The sequence below is a fragment of the Variovorax sp. AC103 genome (assembly GCF_979254005.1).
This window is the reverse complement of record NZ_CEEDFC010000030.1, coordinates 1-16,272: the sequence shown is the minus strand read 5'-3', so window position 1 is coordinate 16,272 and position 16,272 is coordinate 1. Positions and strand designations below refer to the sequence as shown.

Sequence of the window (16,272 nt, the reverse complement as noted above, 5' to 3'; positions counted from 1 at the left end):
TCAGTCGGTCGGCGCAACCACCGGCGGCGCCACGAACGGCAGGCCGCGCTCCTCGCACAGCCACTGCAGCACGGGGAATGCGCCGGGCAACACCGGGCTCACCGCCAGCGGCAACTGCTGCCAGGCCATCTGCTGGCCTTCGCGCATCTCGAAGTCGCCGCTCCACGCCGTCACCTTGCACCAGTGCAGGCGCACCAGCGCATGCGGGTAGTCGTGCTCGGTGACCTTCCAGACCTCGGCGCCCTCGATGGTGATGCCGAGTTCTTCGTGCAGCTCGCGCCGCAGCGCCTGCTCGACCGTTTCACCCGTCTCGATCTTGCCGCCGGGAAACTCCCAGAAGCCCGCGTAGGCCTTGCCTTCGGGACGGGTCGAGAGCAGCAGCGCGTCGTCGTCCAGGCGGATCAGCACGCCGACTGCGACTTCGGTGTGCTTGCGCGAGGCTGGGGCGGCCTGGCTCACGCGGCGCTCCGCCCGGCGGCACGGCCGGCGTAGTCGCGCGCGAACTGGTAGGCCACGCGGCCGCTGCGCGAACCGCGCTCCAGCGCCCACACCAGCGCCTCGGCCCGCGCCGCCTCGATGGCGGCCGGTGTGACGTCGAACGAAGACAGCCACTGGGCGACGATCGCCAGGTACTCTTTCTGGCTGAAGGGATAGAAGCTCACCCAGAGGCCGAAGCGCTCCGACAGCGAGATCTTTTCCTCGATCACCTCGCCGGGATGGACTTCGCCATCGTCGGTGTGGGTGTACGAAAGGTTGTCCTTCATGTACTCGGGCAGCAGGTGGCGCCGGTTGCTGGTCGCGTAGATCAGCACATTGGGCGTCGAAGCGGCAATCGAGCCGTCCAGGATCGACTTCAGCGCCTTGTAGCCCGGCTCGCCCTCGTCGAAGCTCAGGTCGTCGCTGAACACGATGAACTTCTCGGGCCGCTGCGAGACCACCTCGACGATGTCGGGCAGGTCGACCAGCTCGGCCTTGTCCACCTCGATCAGGCGCAGGCCCTGCGGCGCATAGGTCTGCAGGCAGGCGCGAATGAGCGACGACTTGCCCGTGCCGCGCGCACCCGTCAGCAGCACGTTGTTGGCCGGCTTGCCTTCGACGAACTGCTGCGTGTTGCGCGCGATCTTTTCCTTCTGGACGTCGATTTCCTTGAGCGAATCGAGCGACATCGCGGCCACGTGGCGCACCGGCTCCAGCACGCCATGGCCGGAGTTGCGGCGGCGGTAGCGCCAGGCGATGGAGGCGTTCCAGTCGGCCGGCGCCGACAGCGGCTGGGGCAGGACCGATTCGATGCGGGTAATGAGCTGCTCTGCGCGCTCGATCAGCCTCTGGAATTGCTCGTTCATCGACGCCCGCCCGGCCGCCCGAAGGGCGTTGAACGCCCCCTCGGGGGGCAGCGACCACACGAAGTGCGCAGCGTGGGGGTCCTCATGATCTGTAGTCGGCGTTGATGGTCACGTACTCGTGGCTCAGGTCGCAGGTCCACACGGTTTCGCTGGCGTTGCCGCGGCCCAGGCCGATGCGCACCGTGATCTCGCTCTGCTTCATCACGCGCTGGCCGTCTTCCTCGCGGTACGACGGGTTGCGCCCGCCCTTCACGGCCACGTGCACATCGTCCAGGAACAGGTCGATGCCGGTCTGGTCGAGGTCGGCAATGCCCGCATAGCCGACCGCCGCCAGGATGCGGCCCAGGTTCGGGTCGCTGGCAAAGAAGGCGGTCTTCACCAGCGGCGAATGCGCCACGGCGTACGCCACCTGCCTGCACTCGGCCGCATCGCGCCCGCCTTCGACCTGGATGGTGATGAACTTGGTCGCGCCTTCGCCGTCGCGCACGATGGCCTGCGCCAGTTGGCGGGCCACGTTCTGCATGGCGGCCACGAGCGCTTTGCCGTCGGCCGAGTCGAGCGAGGTGATGGGGGCGTGCGCCGCCTTCTGCGTGGCGATGACCACGAACGAGTCGTTGGTCGAGGTGTCGCCGTCGATGGTCACGCGGTTGAACGAGGCGTCGGCCAGCAGCGTGGCCAGCGGCTGGATCAGCGACGGGTCGATCTTCGCGTCGGTGGCCATGAAGCCCAGCATGGTCGCCATGTTCGGGCGGATCATGCCGGCGCCCTTGCTGATGCCGGTGATGGTGACCGTCGCGCCGCCGACCTGCACCTGCTGGCTGAACGCCTTGGGGATCGTGTCGGTGGTCATGATGCCTTCGGCGGCACGGGCCCAATGATTTTCCGATGCATCGGCCAGCGCGGCCGGCAGGCCGGCTTCGATGCGATCGACCGGCAGCGGCTCCATGATCACGCCGGTCGAGAACGGCAGGATCTGCTCGGGCGCGATGTCCAGGTGGCGCGCCAGCGCGATGCAGGTGGAGCGCGTACGCATCAGGCCGTCTTCGCCCGTGCCGGCGTTGGCGTTGCCGGTGTTGATCACCATCGCGCGAATGCCGTAGCTGGCGGCCAGGTGGGCGCGGCAGACCTGCACCGGCGCGGCGCAGAAACGGTTCTGGGTGAACACCCCGCCGACCGCCGAGCCTTCGTCGATCAGCACGACCGTCAGGTCCTTGCGGTTGGCCTTGCGCACGCCCGCTTCGGCCACGCCGATGCGGACGCCGGGCACCGCGAACAAGGCGGCGGGATCAGGGGCGGACAGGTTCACAGGCATGAAGGGTTCTCTTCGGAAGTTACGGGGTCAGGAGAGCTTGCCGTGGCACGCCTTGAATTTCTTGCCACTGCCGCACGGACACGGGTCGTTGCGACCGACGCGCCCGAAGGCCGCGGCTTCGGCGCTGATTGCGCCCGCACCGGCAGCCGCGAGGCGGCGCTGGCTTTCCTCGTCGACACGCACCTCGACCTCGCCGGTCTCGGTGGGCGCGGTGTAGGTGATGTTGGCGACGTTCTCGGCGCGGCTTTCGAGCGCTTCGGCGGCTTCCTCGAGCTGTTCGCCCGACTGCACGCGCACCGTCATCAGCTGGCGCGTGACTTCGTTCTTGACCGAGTCGAGCAACTGGCCGAAGAGCTCGAAGGCTTCGCGCTTGTATTCCTGCTTGGGCTGCTTCTGCGCATAGCCGCGCAGGTGGATGCCCTGGCGCAGGTAGTCGAGCGAGGCCAGGTGTTCGCGCCAGTGGGTGTCGATGCTCTGCAGCAGCACCATGCGTTCGAACTGGGTGAAGTTTTCCTGGCCGATCAGCGCCAGCTTGGCGTCGAAGGTCTCGTTGGCGTGCGCCAGCACCTTCTCGACGATGTCTTCGTCGGCAATGGCGTCCGCGGCTTCCACTTCCTTCTTGAGCGGCATGTCCAGGCCCCACTCGTTGGCGAGGCTCTTCTCCAGGCCGGCCAGGTCCCACTGCTCTTCCACCGATTCGCGCGGCACGTACTGGCGCACGAGGTCGGTGAAGCAGCCTTCGCGCAGCGCCGCGATCTGCGCCGTGAGATCGCGCGCGTCGAGGATGTCGTTGCGCTGCTGGTAGATCACCTTGCGCTGGTCGTTCGACACGTCGTCGTACTCGAGCAGCTGCTTGCGGATGTCGAAGTTGCGCGCCTCGACCTTGCGCTGCGCGCTCTCGATGCTGCGCGTGACGATGCCCGCTTCGATGGCTTCGCCGTCGGGCATCTTCAGGCGGTCCATGATCGCCTTCACACGGTCGCCCGCGAAGATGCGCATCAGCGGATCGTCCAGGCTCAGGTAGAAGCGCGACGAGCCCGGGTCGCCCTGGCGGCCCGAACGCCCGCGCAGCTGGTTGTCGATGCGGCGCGACTCGTGGCGTTCGGTCGCGATGATGCGCAAGCCGCCCAGCGACTTCACGAACTCGTGGTCCTTGACCCACTCGGCGCGGATGTGCGCAATGTCGGCTTCCTTGGCGGCCTCGTCGCGGCCTTCGTCGTTCTCGACCGCCTCGATCATCTTCTCGATGTTGCCGCCCAGCACGATGTCGGTGCCGCGACCGGCCATGTTGGTCGCGATGGTGATCATCTTCGTGCGGCCGGCCTGCGCCACGATGTCGGCTTCGCGGGCGTGCTGCTTGGCGTTCAGCACCTGGTGCGGCAGGCCCGCCTTGGTGAGCAGCGCGTCGATGATTTCGGAGTTCTCGATGGACGAGGTGCCCACCAGCACCGGCTGGCCGCGCTCGTAGCACTCGCGAATGTCCTGGATGGCGGCCTCGTACTTCTCGCGCGTCGTCTTGTAGACGCGGTCGAGCTGGTCGTCGCGCTTGCTGACGCGGTTCGGCGGAATGATCATGGTCTCCAGACCATAGATTTCCTGGAACTCGTAGGCCTCGGTGTCGGCCGTGCCGGTCATGCCGGCCAGCTTGCCGTACAGGCGGAAGTAGTTCTGGAAGGTGATCGAGGCCATCGTCTGGTTCTCGGCCTGGATCTCCACGCCTTCCTTGGCTTCCACGGCCTGGTGCAGGCCGTCGCTCCACCGGCGGCCCGTCATCAGGCGGCCGGTGAACTCGTCGACGATGGTGACTTCGCCGTCCTGCACCACGTAGTGCTGGTCGCGGTGGTACAGGTGGCGCGCACGCAATGCCGCATTCAGGTGATGCATCAGCGTGATGTTGGCCGGGTCGTAGAGCGAGGCGCCCTCGGGCAGCAGCTTGAACTCGCCCAGGATGCGTTCGGCGTTCTCGTGGCCGTCTTCGGTCAGGAACACCTGGTGCGTCTTCTCGTCGACCGTGAAGTCGCCGGGCACCGTGACGCCTTCGCCGGTGCGCGGGTCGGCTTCGCCTTCCTGCTTGGTCAGCAGGGGCACCACCTTGTTGATGGCCAGGTACAGGTCGGTGTGGTCTTCGGCCTGGCCGCTGATGATCAGCGGTGTGCGGGCTTCGTCGATCAGGATCGAGTCCACCTCGTCGACGATGGCGTAGTTCAGCACGCGCTGGACCCGGTCGCCCGGCTCGTAGACCATGTTGTCGCGCAGGTAGTCGAAGCCGTACTCGTTGTTGGTGCCGTACGTGATGTCGCTGGCGTAGGCGGCCTGCTTTTCCTCGCGCGGCATCTGCGGCAGGTTGATGCCCACCGAAAGACCCAGGAAGTTGTACAGGCGGCCCATCCAGGTCGCGTCGCGGTTGGCCAGGTAGTCGTTCACCGTGACCACGTGCACGCCCTGGCCGGACAGCGCATTCAGGTACACCGGCAGCGTGGCGGTCAGCGTCTTGCCTTCGCCGGTGCGCATTTCGGAGATCTTGCCGTTGTGCAGCGCCATGCCGCCGAGCAACTGCACGTCGAAGTGCCGCATCTTCATGATGCGCTTGGAGCCCTCGCGCACGACGGCGAAGGCTTCGGGCAGCAGGGCGTCGAGGCTTTCGCCCTTGGCGACGCGGTCCTTGAACTCCTGCGTCTTGGCACGCAGCCCGTCGTCTGTGAGCTTCTCGAACTCGGGTTCGAGCGCATTGATGCGTTCCACCGTCTTGCGATACTGCTTGAGGAGCCGGTCGTTGCGACTGCCGAAAATCTGGGTCAGGAAGTTGGTTGCCATGGGTGGAGATGGACGGGCACCTGAGACGACAGGCACTTCGACCGGATTCCCTAAGATATGGTGAAAGCAGTTGGGCGCGCTTTCCGTGAAAGCAAGCGGCCCTTTTTCCGGCGCGAACGTCGGCAAACCGGGCATTTTAGCTGTCTTGTTTCTAACCCCTGGATTACCCATGTATCGCCGCACGCCCCCTCCCATCTCGCTGCAACAGGCAGCGGAAGGTTCGCCCACCCTGGGCAGCCTGATGGCGCGCGCCCGCGACACCGCCGAGCGGCTGAAAGCCGTGGAAGGGCTGATCCCGCCGGCCATGCGCGCGGCCATCCAGCCCGGTCCGGCAGAAGGCGACGTCTGGTGCCTGCTGGTCAAGGGCAGCGCCGCGGCCGCCAAGCTGCGCCAGCTGTCGCCGATGCTGGTGACCCGGCTGAAGAACCGGGGCTGGGACGTGGCGACGATCCGGATCAAGGTGCACACCGGGCGCTGAACACCAGGCGCCGATGCGATCGCGGCGTCTTATTTTTGATTTTTTGTCTGGAAGTAGATAATATTTCCAAATGACACTTTCCCATGCTCCCGCGGACGCGCGGCTCCTGCTGCTCGACAAACACCAGGTCGACGCCCTCCTCTCCCCCGACGACGTGCTCCAGGCCGTGCGCGAGGCCTTCGTGCTGCACAGCGAGCGCGAAGGCCGCGTCTTCCCGGTGGTGCGCGAGCCGCTCGCCACGGGCGGCGTGTTCGGCATCAAGTCCGGCGACGTGCAGGCCCAGGGCCTGCTCGGCTTCAAGGCGGCCGGCTTCTGGCCCGCCAACCGCGGGCGCGGCGGCGAGCCGCACCAGGCAACGATCCTGCTGATCGACCCCGCCACCGGCCGGCCGCTGTGCGTCATCGATGGCAACACGGTGACCACGGTTCGCACGGGCGCGGCTGGCGGCCTGGGCCTGCAACAGCTCGCACGGTCCGACAGCACGCGGCTGTGCCTGTTCGGCACCGGCGTGCAGGCGCGCATCCAGCTCGACTTCGCGCTGCGCCTGATGCCCTCGCTGCACGAGGTTCTTTATGTGGGCGTGGACGGCCGGCGCAACACCGCGTTCGAGGCGCAATTTGCCGACCGCTGCAACATCGCCCCCGCGAGCGAGCGCAACAGCGCCGTCGCGCACAGCGACATCGTGATCACCGCCACGCCGGGGGGCGGCGCGCTGTTCGACCTGGACGCCGTGCAACCCGGCACGCACCTGAACTGCGTGGGCGCCGACACGAAGGGCAAGCGCGAACTGCCCGAGGGCCTGCTGTCGTTGTCGAGCGTGCGCCTGGTGGTCGACGACCGCACGCAGGCACTGCAGATCGGCGAAACCCAATGGGCGCCCGGCACGCAGAGCACCGAGCTCGGCGACCTGCTGAGCGGCAAGACGCCCTTCGTGCGCGCCCCGGGCGACATCACCGTCTTCGACATGACCGGCCTCGCGCTGCAGGACCTCACGGTCGCGCGCCGGCTCCACGTGCGCGCGACGGAAACCGGCACGGGCACGCGCATCGCGTGGCCCTGGTAGCGGTTGTCAGGCGGCGCCGGCGGCAGTGCCGCCGAACAGCTCCGTCATGAACTGCGTCGACTTCAATCCCGTGCCGGTCAGCAGCGCGACCGTGGTCTCGCCGGCCCGGATGTCGCCGCGCTGCGCCAGCACGTCGATGGCCGCCGCGGCGGAGGCCGACGTCGGCTCCGCATAGAGACCGCTCGCCGCCAGCTGGCGCACCGCCGCTGCAATCTGCGCCTCGGTCAGCGCCACCGTCTTGCCGTTCGTTTCGCGCAGCGCCTGCAGCATCTCGCGCAGCCGCACGGGGCGCTTGATCGCCGTGCCTTCGGCGATCGTGGGCTGCACGAGGCGCTCCACCGGCGTGTCGACGCCGGCCGTGAAGCTCGCATCGACAGGCGAGCAGTTCAACGGCTGCGCCACGAAGATGCGCGGCAGCCTGCTGATTTGCCCCGCCGCCAGCAGCTCCTTGAAGCCGATCCAGCAGCCGAGCACATTGCTGCCCGCGCCGGTCGGGATCACCACGTTGTCGGGCGCGACGAAGCCCAGGTCTTCCCACAGCTCGTAGGCCAGCGTCTTCGTGCCCTGCAGGAAGAACGGGTGCCAGTTGTGGCTCGCATAGAAGATCGACGCCGACTGGCGCACCGCCTCGTATTCCGACTCCTCGCGAGGCCCCGGCACCAGCTGCACCTGCGCGCCGAAGGCCCTGATCTGCGCCACCTTCGGCGCGGGTGTGTAGCTGGGCGCGAGCACCTTCACCCGCATGCCCGCCGCCGCGCCGGCCGCGGCGATGGCCGCGCCGCCGTTGCCCGAGCTGTCTTCCAGCACCGCGTCGACACCGATCTGGCGCAGGAACGACATCATCACGGCCGCGCCGCGGTCCTTGAAGCTGCAGGTCGGGTTGAACCACTCGAGCTTGAAGTACGGCTCGAGCGCGCCCCAGCGCTTCTGCACCAGCGGCGTGCAGCCTTCGCCCATGCTCGCAGGCCGCTCGATGACCACGGGCAGCGCCGCGCGGTAGCGCCACAGCGAGCGGGTGCGCGAGTCGATGTCGTCGCGCCCGATGCCGGACAGCGGCGTGACCAGCATGGGGTTGCCGTCGTCCGAGCGCCAGCGGCGTTCGGACAGTTCATGGTGCCTGCCGGTGCGGGGATCGACATAGCGGGCGCGTTCTTTCTGGGTCATTCGCGGCTCCTGGAGAAATCCTGACGATTTGGAAGAACTGGATAATACATCCAACACTAGACTTTTCGTATATTCTGGATGCTTCGTCCAGAGCTGGATACATTGGGCGACATGAAAAAGCCGTCGAACAAGCACGTCCTGGAAACGCTGCGCCACCTGGCCCAGGGCCTGGGCGAAACCTTTGCCCCCTTCTGCGAGGTGGTGGTGCACGACCTCGGCAACCCGAAGAACGCCATCTACGCCATCGAGAACAGCCTGAGCGGGCGCGAGGTCGGCCAGTCGGTCACCGAGCTGGGCCTGGCGCGCATCCGCGACCCGGAATTTCCGGCGGTGATTGCGAACTACGCCAACACCTTTCCCGACGGGCGCAAGGTCAAGAGCACCTCCATCGGCATCAAGGACGAGAGCGGCGAGTACGTGGCCGCGCTGTGCCTGAACGTCGACCTCACGCTGTTCCAGAGCTTCCAGGGCGCGATCGCGCAGTTCACGCGCATCGACGACAAGGACGTGCACGAGCACCTGGACACGGGCGGCGCCCATTCGGAGCGCATCCACGCGCGCATCGACGAGTTCGCGGCCGCGCGCGCCACCACCTCGCGCTCGCTGAAGCCGGCCGATCGCAAGCAGCTGGTGCAGGAGCTGAAGAAGGCGGGCCTGCTCGAAGTGCGCCGGGGCGCGGAGATTGCCGCGGCGCACATGGGCGTGTCGCGCGCCACCGTGTACAGCGACGCGAAGTAGCCGAGTCAGGCGGGGCGGTCGGGCCAGCTCGGGTCGCTGGCCGCATTGGCGGTCAGCATCAGCACCACATGCGCATCGGGCGCGACGTCGTTGCTCTCGCGCAGCTGCCGCAGTGCGGCCAGGCCGCCGGCCGCGCACAGCTCGGCGCTGACGCCGGCCGCCGTGAGCAGGCTGCGCGCCTCGCGGGCCTGGTCGTCGTTCACGACCACGGCACCGCCGCCCGTCGCGGTGGCCGCCTGCCACTGCAGGTAGGTGACGGTGGCGCCCGCGGTGGAAAGCTGCGCGGTGTGCCCCGGGTAGCTGCCATTGACGGCCCCGCCTGCCAGCACGCGCGACAGGCGCGGGAACGGCTCCACCAGCCAGAGCCTGGGCAGGCGCGCAATGCGCCCCGCGGCCAGCAGGTCGCGAAAGCCCGCGTAGATGCCCCAGGCCAGATCGCCGCGCCCGGTGGGAATCACGATGTGGTCCGGCAAGCCGCCGTCCGTCAGACATTCCAGCGCGATGGGCTTGTAGCCTTCGATGGCCAGCGGCGCGCTGCCCAGCGCCGGCAGGCGGTAGTTGGTCAGCGCGAAGTAGCCGGGGTGCTGCGCACGTTCGCGCACGAAGGCCCAGCGGGCCGCGTTGTGGGCAAACTCGTAGCGCCGCGCGCCCAATGCATCCAGCTGGCGCGCATAGGTGGCCGGCATGCCTTCGTAGGTGGCCACCTCGCAGCCCAGGCCCGCGGCCCAGGCATAGTGCGCCGCCGACACCGCCGCGTTGCCCGAGGAGGCCAGCACCAGCGTGTGGGCGTCGAAGTCCAGCGCCTGCGCCACGCCCACGGCGGTCATCCGGTCCTTGTGCGAGCCGGTCGGGTTGCACGACTCGTCCTTCAACGCCAGCCGTGCCACGCCGAACTGCCGCGCCAGTTCGGGCATGTCCTGCAGCGGCGTGCGGCCTTCGCCCAGCGTGAGGCCAGCGCTGTAGGGCAGCGGCACCGCATCGACGCTGTCGGGCAGGTAGCTGGCGCGCAAGGCCACGTGAAAGCCGGCCTGCCGGCAGGCCGGACAGCCGTCGTGCGTCAGCGTGACCGGGTAGAGCGCATCGCAGCGCAAGCACTGCAGCCCGCGCAGGTGCGGGTTGCGCAGCGGCTTGGGCGTTCGATCCCTCACCAACCCCAGGGGGTTTCCCGAAGGGTGCGCGTAGACATCCGGGGGAGGGACGGCGAACTTGAAGTCCAGAACGGGCGATGTCATCACAGGGGGTTCACGGGGAATTTGTGAATTGGAGATCGTGCCCAAATTTTATGCAACAGCGCATGACTCAGGCCGCCCGGACGGCTCGACCGGTCCCGAATTTGTCGCTGCGCCCTGCCGAAGCGCGGCTTTCGCGGGGCACAAGGTCACGTTCGATGTACGCGAGACCCGGCGATCACTTCCACGTGAACTCATGGTTCAGCCCGATGACGAAGCCGCGCGTGCCCTGCATGCCCTGGAGCCGGGTTCGCGACGTGCTCACGTCCACGCTGATCAGCGGCGTCAGGCTGAAGCGCCCGCCGATGCGCGAGGTCCACGCGTTCGACGCGCGATTGCGCTCGGCGATGAGCGAGACGGTGTCGTTCAACGCCCACTCCACGGCCGCGCCCACGCGCGAGGTGCGCACACCGGTGCCGGTGGCCCAGTCGGCGCCGACATTGGCATGGACCTGCAGGCTGTCGAGCGGCCGCCAGGTCACCGGCACGACGAACTGTCCGCCCGCGCGGCCGCCGCGCTTCAGGTCGAACACCGCGCCCATCGACACCGCCGCGCTCAGCGACGCGTCGGGCGCCTGGCCGTAGAAATTCCACTTGAGCTGCGGCCCGCCGCTGACCGAATGAAGGCCGTCCACCGAGGCGCGGTCGAAGTTCAGGCCCAGTTCGACCGGGCCGACCCGGCATGCGGGCCCGAAGTGAAACCCCGTGACGGGCTCCACGCCCGTGCGGCCCCACCAGGTTTCGTACTGGCACTGGCCCGCGTCGAGCAGGCTGGCGTCGTCCACGTCGAAATGCCCCGAGGCTCGCGCGCCGGTACCGATGCCCAGGCCCAGAAGCAGGCAGCAAGCCGCAAGCATCCGGCCGCATGACGGCCGGGTCGTCGTTCGTTGGCTGCTGTTGTTTTTCATCGCGCGCATCCCGGAGGCCCTCGGCCCATTCTAGGGACGCGGAAAGTCGGCGCCATGACGCGCCGCAGGGGACCACCAGCGTCAGATCTCGAATTGCGGCTGCAGCTCGCGGATGCGCTTGATGGCCACGCCGGCCGCGGCCGTGCGCGTTTCCACGCCCAGCTTCACGTAGACCCGTTCCAGGTGCTTCTTGGCCGTGGCCGGACTGCTGCCCAGGATCTCGCCGATGTCCTTGTTGGTCTTGCCCTTGACCACCCAGTACAGCACCTCGGCCTCGCGCGCGGTGAGCTTCAGGCTCAGGCTCATCGCCTCGATCACGCCGGTGTCGGACACCTCGCGCATGATGATCATCCACTCGTCGCCGTCGTCGTCGCTGCTGGTCTGCTGGTGCAGCCGCAGCGTGAGGCTGCCCGCACCCTGCGCGATCGACAGCGCCGGCGGCTCGATGCCGCGCTGCCGCGCATCGGGCGTGTGGCGGCGCAGCCACTCGAGCACCGCGGGCGGCGTCTCGGGGGCGCGCGTTTCGCAGTAGCGCTGCAGCAGGTCGCGCGCCAGCGCCGTCTGCCAGATCAGCCGCCCCTCGGGCAGGCGCACGGTGATGCTGGCGTAGCCGAAGGCGTCCAGCGCGTTGCGCGCCTGGCCGGCCTGCCGCGCGTCCTGCCGCGCGCGGCGCGCGCCCTGCAGGTGCACGTTCATGCGCGCCAGCACTTCCTTGGGCTTGATGGGCTTGGTGACGTAGTCCACACCGCCCGCCTCCAGCGCCGCCACGAGGTGCTCGGTTTCGGTCAGGCCGGTCATGAACACGATGGGAATGTGCGCCGTGGCCGCGTCGGCCTTGAGCCGGCGCGCCACCTCGAAGCCGTCGATGCCCGGCATCATCGCGTCGAGCAGCACGATGTCGGGCCGCGCCTGCGCGGCGCGCTGCAGCGCCTGCTCGCCGTTGGTGGCAATGAGCACGGTGTAGCCCGATTCGTCCAGCGCGTCGTGCAGCACCGCGAGGTTGTCGGGCACGTCGTCGACGATCAGCACCAGGTCGCTGTTGGCGCCCTGCTGCTCGCGCAATGTCCGGGCGAGGGGCGAGGTGTCCATGGGGGGTGGCGTCTGGATCGGGGTCATGCGGCGCTTTCAACGGCGGCGGCGAGCGCGCGGCTCATGGCTTCGAACTGGAACTGGCGCGCCAGCACGCGCTGGGCCTCGGACCAGCCCGCGCATTCGGGCTGCGCCGCGTCGATGGCGTCGAGCTGGTTCATGATGCCGCGAAAGTAGCCCAGGCTGACCGCTTCTTCCAGCGCGCGCAGGCGTTCCAGCGAGGGAGCCTGCAGCGCGCGCGGCGCCACCGGCGCGGGCTTGGCGGCCGCGTCGGTCCACTGCAGCCCGAGCCGGCGTTCGAGCCAGTCGAGCAGCTCGGTGTGACGCACCGGCTTGACGAAGAAATCTTCCGGCGCAATGGCCACGTCGTTGTCCAGCCCCTTGTCGAAGGCGTTGGCCGAGACGATGGCCACCGAGGCCTCGGTCAACCCCAGCTTGCGCGCGCGGCGGATGGTTTCCCAGCCGTCGATGCCCGGCATCGCGAGGTCGACGAACATCGCGTCGGGCCGGTAGCCCGCGGCAATCAGGTCCAGCGCGTCGTGCCCGCTGGCCGCGCTGCGCAGCTCGAAGCCCAGCGGCGCGAGCACATGGCCCAGCAGGTCGCGGTCGGCCTCCTCGTTGTCGACCACCAGCAGGCGGCGGCGCGCGCCTTCGTAGCCGCGCCGCGCACGCTGCTGCACCTGCACCGGGCGGTTCGCGCCCGCCACCGTGTCGTGCACGCGCGGCAGGAACAGCCGCACGCAGAAAAGCGAGCCCACGCCCGGCGTGCTGCTCACCTTCATCTCGCCGCCCATCAGGTCGGTCAGCATCTTGGCGATGGTCAGCCCGAGCCCCGCGCCCGGCGCCGACGACGCACCGGCGGAATTGCCGCGCGCAAAGGGCTCGAAGATGCGCTCGATCTCCTCGGCCGGCATGCCAGGGCCGGTGTCCTCGATCTCGACCGACGCGAACTCGCGCGCATAGGCCAGCCGCAGCGTGACCTGCCCGCCCGCCGTGAACTTGATCGCGTTGCCCAGCAGGTTGATGAGGATCTGGCACACGCGCTTCTCGTCCGCGCGCACCACCTCGGGCAAGGGGCCCGCGGCCTCGAAGCGAAACTGCAGCCCTTTCTCCGCCGCCTGCAGCTCGAACATGTCGGCCAGCTCGCGCAGCGTGTCGGCAAAACGCATCGGCTGCGCATGCAGCGTGAGCTTGCCGGCCTCGATGTGCGCAATGGCCAGCGTGCCTTCGATGAGCGACAGCAGGTGTTCGCCGCCGCGCTTGATGACGGCCACCGCCTGCTGGCGGTGCGGCGGCACCGAGTGGTCTTCGCCCATCAGCTGCGCATAGCCCAGGATGCTGTTGAGCGGCGTGCGCAGCTCGTGGCTGATGGCGCTGATGTAGCGGCTCTTGGCCTGGTTGGCCTGGTCGGCGGCCTGCTTGGCCTGTTCGGCCGCGAGCTTGGCGTGCTCCGCGATCTCGCGCGCCTCGTCGGCGGCCTGCTTGGCGGCCTGCAGCGCGCGGTCTGTCTCGCGGTGCAGCTCTATTTCGCGCACCAGCAGGTGCGTCTGGCGGTTCGACTCTTCCTGCGCCACCTTGCGGCTCTGGTGCGCCAGCACCAGCCACCACGCCACGATGCCCGCGATGACCAGCAGCGCCATGTAGGCCTTCAGGAAACCCGAGCGCAGCGACAGCTTCTGCACGCCGGCCAGCGCCGCGGCCACGTCGGCCTGCGAGGCCAGTTCGAGCGCGCCTTCGCCGAACGCACGCAGTTCCTGCTGGTAGAGCACGCCGAACACCACGGCCAGCAGCGGCACGATGATGAGCATCAGCAGCAGGAAGTGCCCCAGGCCGGTGTCCAGGTAGCGCCAGCTGCGCCGCGGCAGCAACCAGCGCAGCACCGCCGACCACTGCGACGACAGGCTCGCATGCGGCTTGCACAGGTCGCCGCAGCGCGCGTCGAGCGTGCAGCACAGCGAGCAGATCGCGCCCTGGTAGGCCGGGCAATGGGCCATGTCGGGCCCCTCGTACTCGCGCTCGCAGATCACGCAGTGCTGCACCTTCAGCCGCTGGTAGCTGCCGGTTTCCACGCGCGCCCAGCGCACCGCGCGCGGGCCCTCGGCGGGCGCGAACGGGACCGCGCCATGGGCCTCGTCGGAGCCGCGCGCCAGGTAGTACTTGCCGCCCGTGGCCCAAGCTAGCAGGGGCGAGGCGACCAGCGCCGTGCCCAGCGCGATCAGCGCCGAGAACGCCTGCGCCAGCGGGCCGAACACACCCAGGTGTGACGTGATCGACAGCACCGAGGCCAGCGCCATCGCGCCCACGCCCACCGGGTTGATGTCCCACAGGTGGGCGCGCTTGAACTCGATGCCCGGCGGCGACAGGCCCAGCGGCTTGTTGATGACCAGGTCGGCCACCACCGCCATCATCCAGGCGATGGCGATGTTGGCGAACAGGCCCAGCACGTCGCCCAGGGCCTCGAACACGTTCATCTCCATCAGCATGAAGGCGATGAGCGCGTTGAACACCACCCACACCACGCGCCCCGGGTGGCTGTGCGCCACGCGCGAGAAGAAGTTGCTCCAGGCCAGCGAGCCGGCATAGGCGTTGGTCACGTTGATCTTCAGCTGCGAGATCACCACGAACAGCGCCGTGGCCGCCACCGCCCAGCCGTAATTCGGGAACACGTACTCGTAGGCCGCCAGGTACATCTGGTTGGGGTCGACCGCCCGGTCGGCCGGCACCATGTGCGTGAGCGCAAGGTACGCCAGCAGCGCGCCGCCCAGCATCTTGCACACCCCCAGCACCACCCAGCCCGGTCCGCCGGCCAGCACCCCGGCCCACCAGCGCCCCGTTGTCGCCTTGGTGCGTGCGGGCATGAAGCGCAGGTAGTCGGCCTGCTCGCCCATCTGCGTGATGAGCGCGATGCCGACCGTGAGCGCTGCGCCAAACAGGTGCAAGTTGAAGCCCTGCGTGCCCGAGCGCACCCCGTTGTAGTGCGTTATGCCTGCAAACGCACCAGGATCGCGCACCAGCACATAGCCGAAGGGCACCACCAGCATCAGCAGCCACAGCGGCTGGGTCCACAGCTGCAACCGGCTGATGGCCGAGACCCCGTGCGTGACCAGCGGAATCACCACCAGCGCGCACACCAGGTAGCCCCAGACCGGGGGAATGCCCAGCGCCAGCTCCAGCGCATAGGCCATCACGGCCGCCTCGAGCGCGAAGAAGATGAAGGTGAAGCTCGCGTAGATCAGCGAGGTGAGCGTGGAGCCGATGTAGCCGAAGCCCGCGCCGCGCGTGAGCAGGTCCATGTCGACACCGTAGCGCGCCGCGTACACGCTGATCGGCAGGCCCGCCAGGAAGATGATGAGCCCGGTCGCCAGGATCGCCCAGAACGCGTTGGCAAAGCCGTACTGCACCAGCAGCGTGGCGCCCACCGCCTCCAGGATCAGGAACGACGCCGCCCCGAAGGCCGTGTTGGCCACCCGCCATTCGGACCACTTGCGAAAGCGCTGCGGCGTGTAGCGCAGGGCGTAGTCTTCCAGCGTTTCGCTGGCCACCCAGCTGTTGTAGTCGCGCCGGACCTTGACGATGCGCTGGGGAGCGTCGTCGGGGATGGCGGCTGTGTCAGTGGGATTCACACCGTTTCGGTGCATCTTTCGTGCCATCCGTACGGCTTTTGGCGAACAGGGCACGACTGTTGCAAAGAAGCTTGCTTGCCCATAATGGCCGCCTCCCCCAGCCACTCGATGCCGATCCCATGGAACTGACCCCGCGCGAAAAAGACAAGCTGCTGATCTTCACCGCGGCGCTGCTGGCCGAACGCCGCAAGGCCCGCGGCCTGAAGCTCAACTACCCCGAAGCCATCGCCCTGATTTCCGCCGCCGTGATGGAAGGCGCCCGCGACGGCAAGAGCGTGGCCGAGCTCATGAGCGACGGGCGCGCCGTGCTCACGCGCGCCGACGTGATGGACGGCATCGCCGAGATGATCCCGGACATCCAGGTCGAGGCCACCTTCCCGGACGGCACCAAGCTCGTGACCGTCCACCAGCCGATCGTCTGAACCTCCGCCAAAAAGAAGAAAGACCTTTTCATGCGCCTCGCCCACCCCCTCAAGCTGTCTCTTATACACATCTCCGAGCCCACGAGACGA

The 16,272-nt window shown here is 68.3% G+C and carries 13 protein-coding genes; 4 read left to right on the top strand and 9 right to left on the bottom strand.

Annotated elements, in window-relative coordinates; translation table 11 throughout:
- The 4 genes from AC0IYU_RS31330 to secA all read right to left on the bottom strand — a co-directional run bounded on the left by AC0IYU_RS31330 (position 1) and on the right by secA (position 5,469).
- A complete protein-coding gene (locus AC0IYU_RS31330; protein WP_472125326.1) occupies positions 1–459 on the bottom strand; it encodes an NUDIX domain-containing protein in 459 nt (152 codons plus the stop codon).
- Positions 456–1,343, bottom strand: coding sequence for an ATP-binding protein (locus AC0IYU_RS31325; RefSeq protein ID WP_472125323.1), 888 nt, complete (start codon positions 1,341–1,343; stop codon positions 456–458). Before AC0IYU_RS31325 ends, AC0IYU_RS31330 begins: the two co-directional genes overlap by 4 nt.
- 82 nt (positions 1,344–1,425) lie before the next feature.
- Positions 1,426–2,655 (bottom strand): bifunctional glutamate N-acetyltransferase/amino-acid acetyltransferase ArgJ, encoded by a 1,230-nt coding sequence (gene argJ / locus AC0IYU_RS31320; RefSeq protein WP_435496962.1) that lies wholly within the window; start codon positions 2,653–2,655, stop codon positions 1,426–1,428.
- 27 nt (positions 2,656–2,682) lie between these two features.
- Entirely contained in the window at positions 2,683–5,469 is a 2,787-nt protein-coding gene (gene secA, locus AC0IYU_RS31315; protein ID WP_472125320.1) for a preprotein translocase subunit SecA, read from the bottom strand.
- A gap of 169 nt (positions 5,470–5,638) precedes the next feature.
- On the opposite strand from secA, the gene AC0IYU_RS31310 reads away from it, so the two are divergent.
- A complete protein-coding gene (locus AC0IYU_RS31310) occupies positions 5,639–5,947 on the top strand; it encodes a hypothetical protein (RefSeq protein WP_435485219.1) in 309 nt (102 codons plus the stop codon).
- 70 nt (positions 5,948–6,017) lie between these two features.
- Complete coding sequence (locus AC0IYU_RS31305; protein WP_472125318.1) at positions 6,018–7,010, top strand: ornithine cyclodeaminase family protein; 993 nt, start codon at positions 6,018–6,020, stop codon at positions 7,008–7,010.
- 6 nt (positions 7,011–7,016) lie between these two features.
- On the opposite strand, the gene AC0IYU_RS31300 is transcribed toward AC0IYU_RS31305, so the two are convergent.
- Complete coding sequence (locus AC0IYU_RS31300) at positions 7,017–8,174, bottom strand: threonine synthase (protein ID WP_472125315.1); 1,158 nt, start codon at positions 8,172–8,174, stop codon at positions 7,017–7,019.
- 111 nt (positions 8,175–8,285) lie between these two features.
- On the opposite strand from AC0IYU_RS31300, the gene AC0IYU_RS31295 reads away from it, so the two are divergent.
- Positions 8,286–8,912: a helix-turn-helix transcriptional regulator gene (locus tag AC0IYU_RS31295; protein WP_472125312.1), complete on the top strand. Its 627-nt coding sequence runs from the start codon at positions 8,286–8,288 to the stop codon at positions 8,910–8,912.
- Positions 8,913–8,917: 5 nt separating this feature from the next.
- Here the strand turns inward: AC0IYU_RS31295 and AC0IYU_RS31290 are convergent, their stop codons facing one another.
- The 4 genes from AC0IYU_RS31290 to AC0IYU_RS31275 all read right to left on the bottom strand — a co-directional run bounded on the left by AC0IYU_RS31290 (position 8,918) and on the right by AC0IYU_RS31275 (position 15,775).
- Complete coding sequence (locus tag AC0IYU_RS31290) at positions 8,918–10,144, bottom strand: threonine synthase (RefSeq protein WP_472125309.1); 1,227 nt, start codon at positions 10,142–10,144, stop codon at positions 8,918–8,920.
- Between the two features lie 175 nt (positions 10,145–10,319).
- The gene (locus AC0IYU_RS31285) at positions 10,320–11,048 is read right to left on the bottom strand and encodes a hypothetical protein (RefSeq protein WP_472125306.1); all 729 of its coding nucleotides are present in this window, start codon (positions 11,046–11,048) and stop codon (positions 10,320–10,322) included.
- 81 nt (positions 11,049–11,129) lie between these two features.
- Complete coding sequence (locus AC0IYU_RS31280) at positions 11,130–12,137, bottom strand: response regulator transcription factor (RefSeq protein WP_435485213.1); 1,008 nt, start codon at positions 12,135–12,137, stop codon at positions 11,130–11,132.
- Between the two features lie 23 nt (positions 12,138–12,160).
- A complete protein-coding gene (locus AC0IYU_RS31275) occupies positions 12,161–15,775 on the bottom strand; it encodes a hybrid sensor histidine kinase/response regulator (RefSeq protein ID WP_472125303.1) in 3,615 nt (1,204 codons plus the stop codon).
- A 104-nt stretch (positions 15,776–15,879) separates the two neighbouring features.
- Between AC0IYU_RS31275 and AC0IYU_RS31270 the strand changes: the two genes are divergently transcribed.
- Positions 15,880–16,182 carry an urease subunit gamma gene (locus AC0IYU_RS31270; RefSeq protein WP_116909187.1) on the top strand — a complete coding sequence of 101 codons (303 nt, stop codon included), beginning with the start codon at positions 15,880–15,882 and terminating at the stop codon, positions 16,180–16,182.
- The last annotated feature ends 90 nt before the right edge of the window (positions 16,183–16,272 follow it).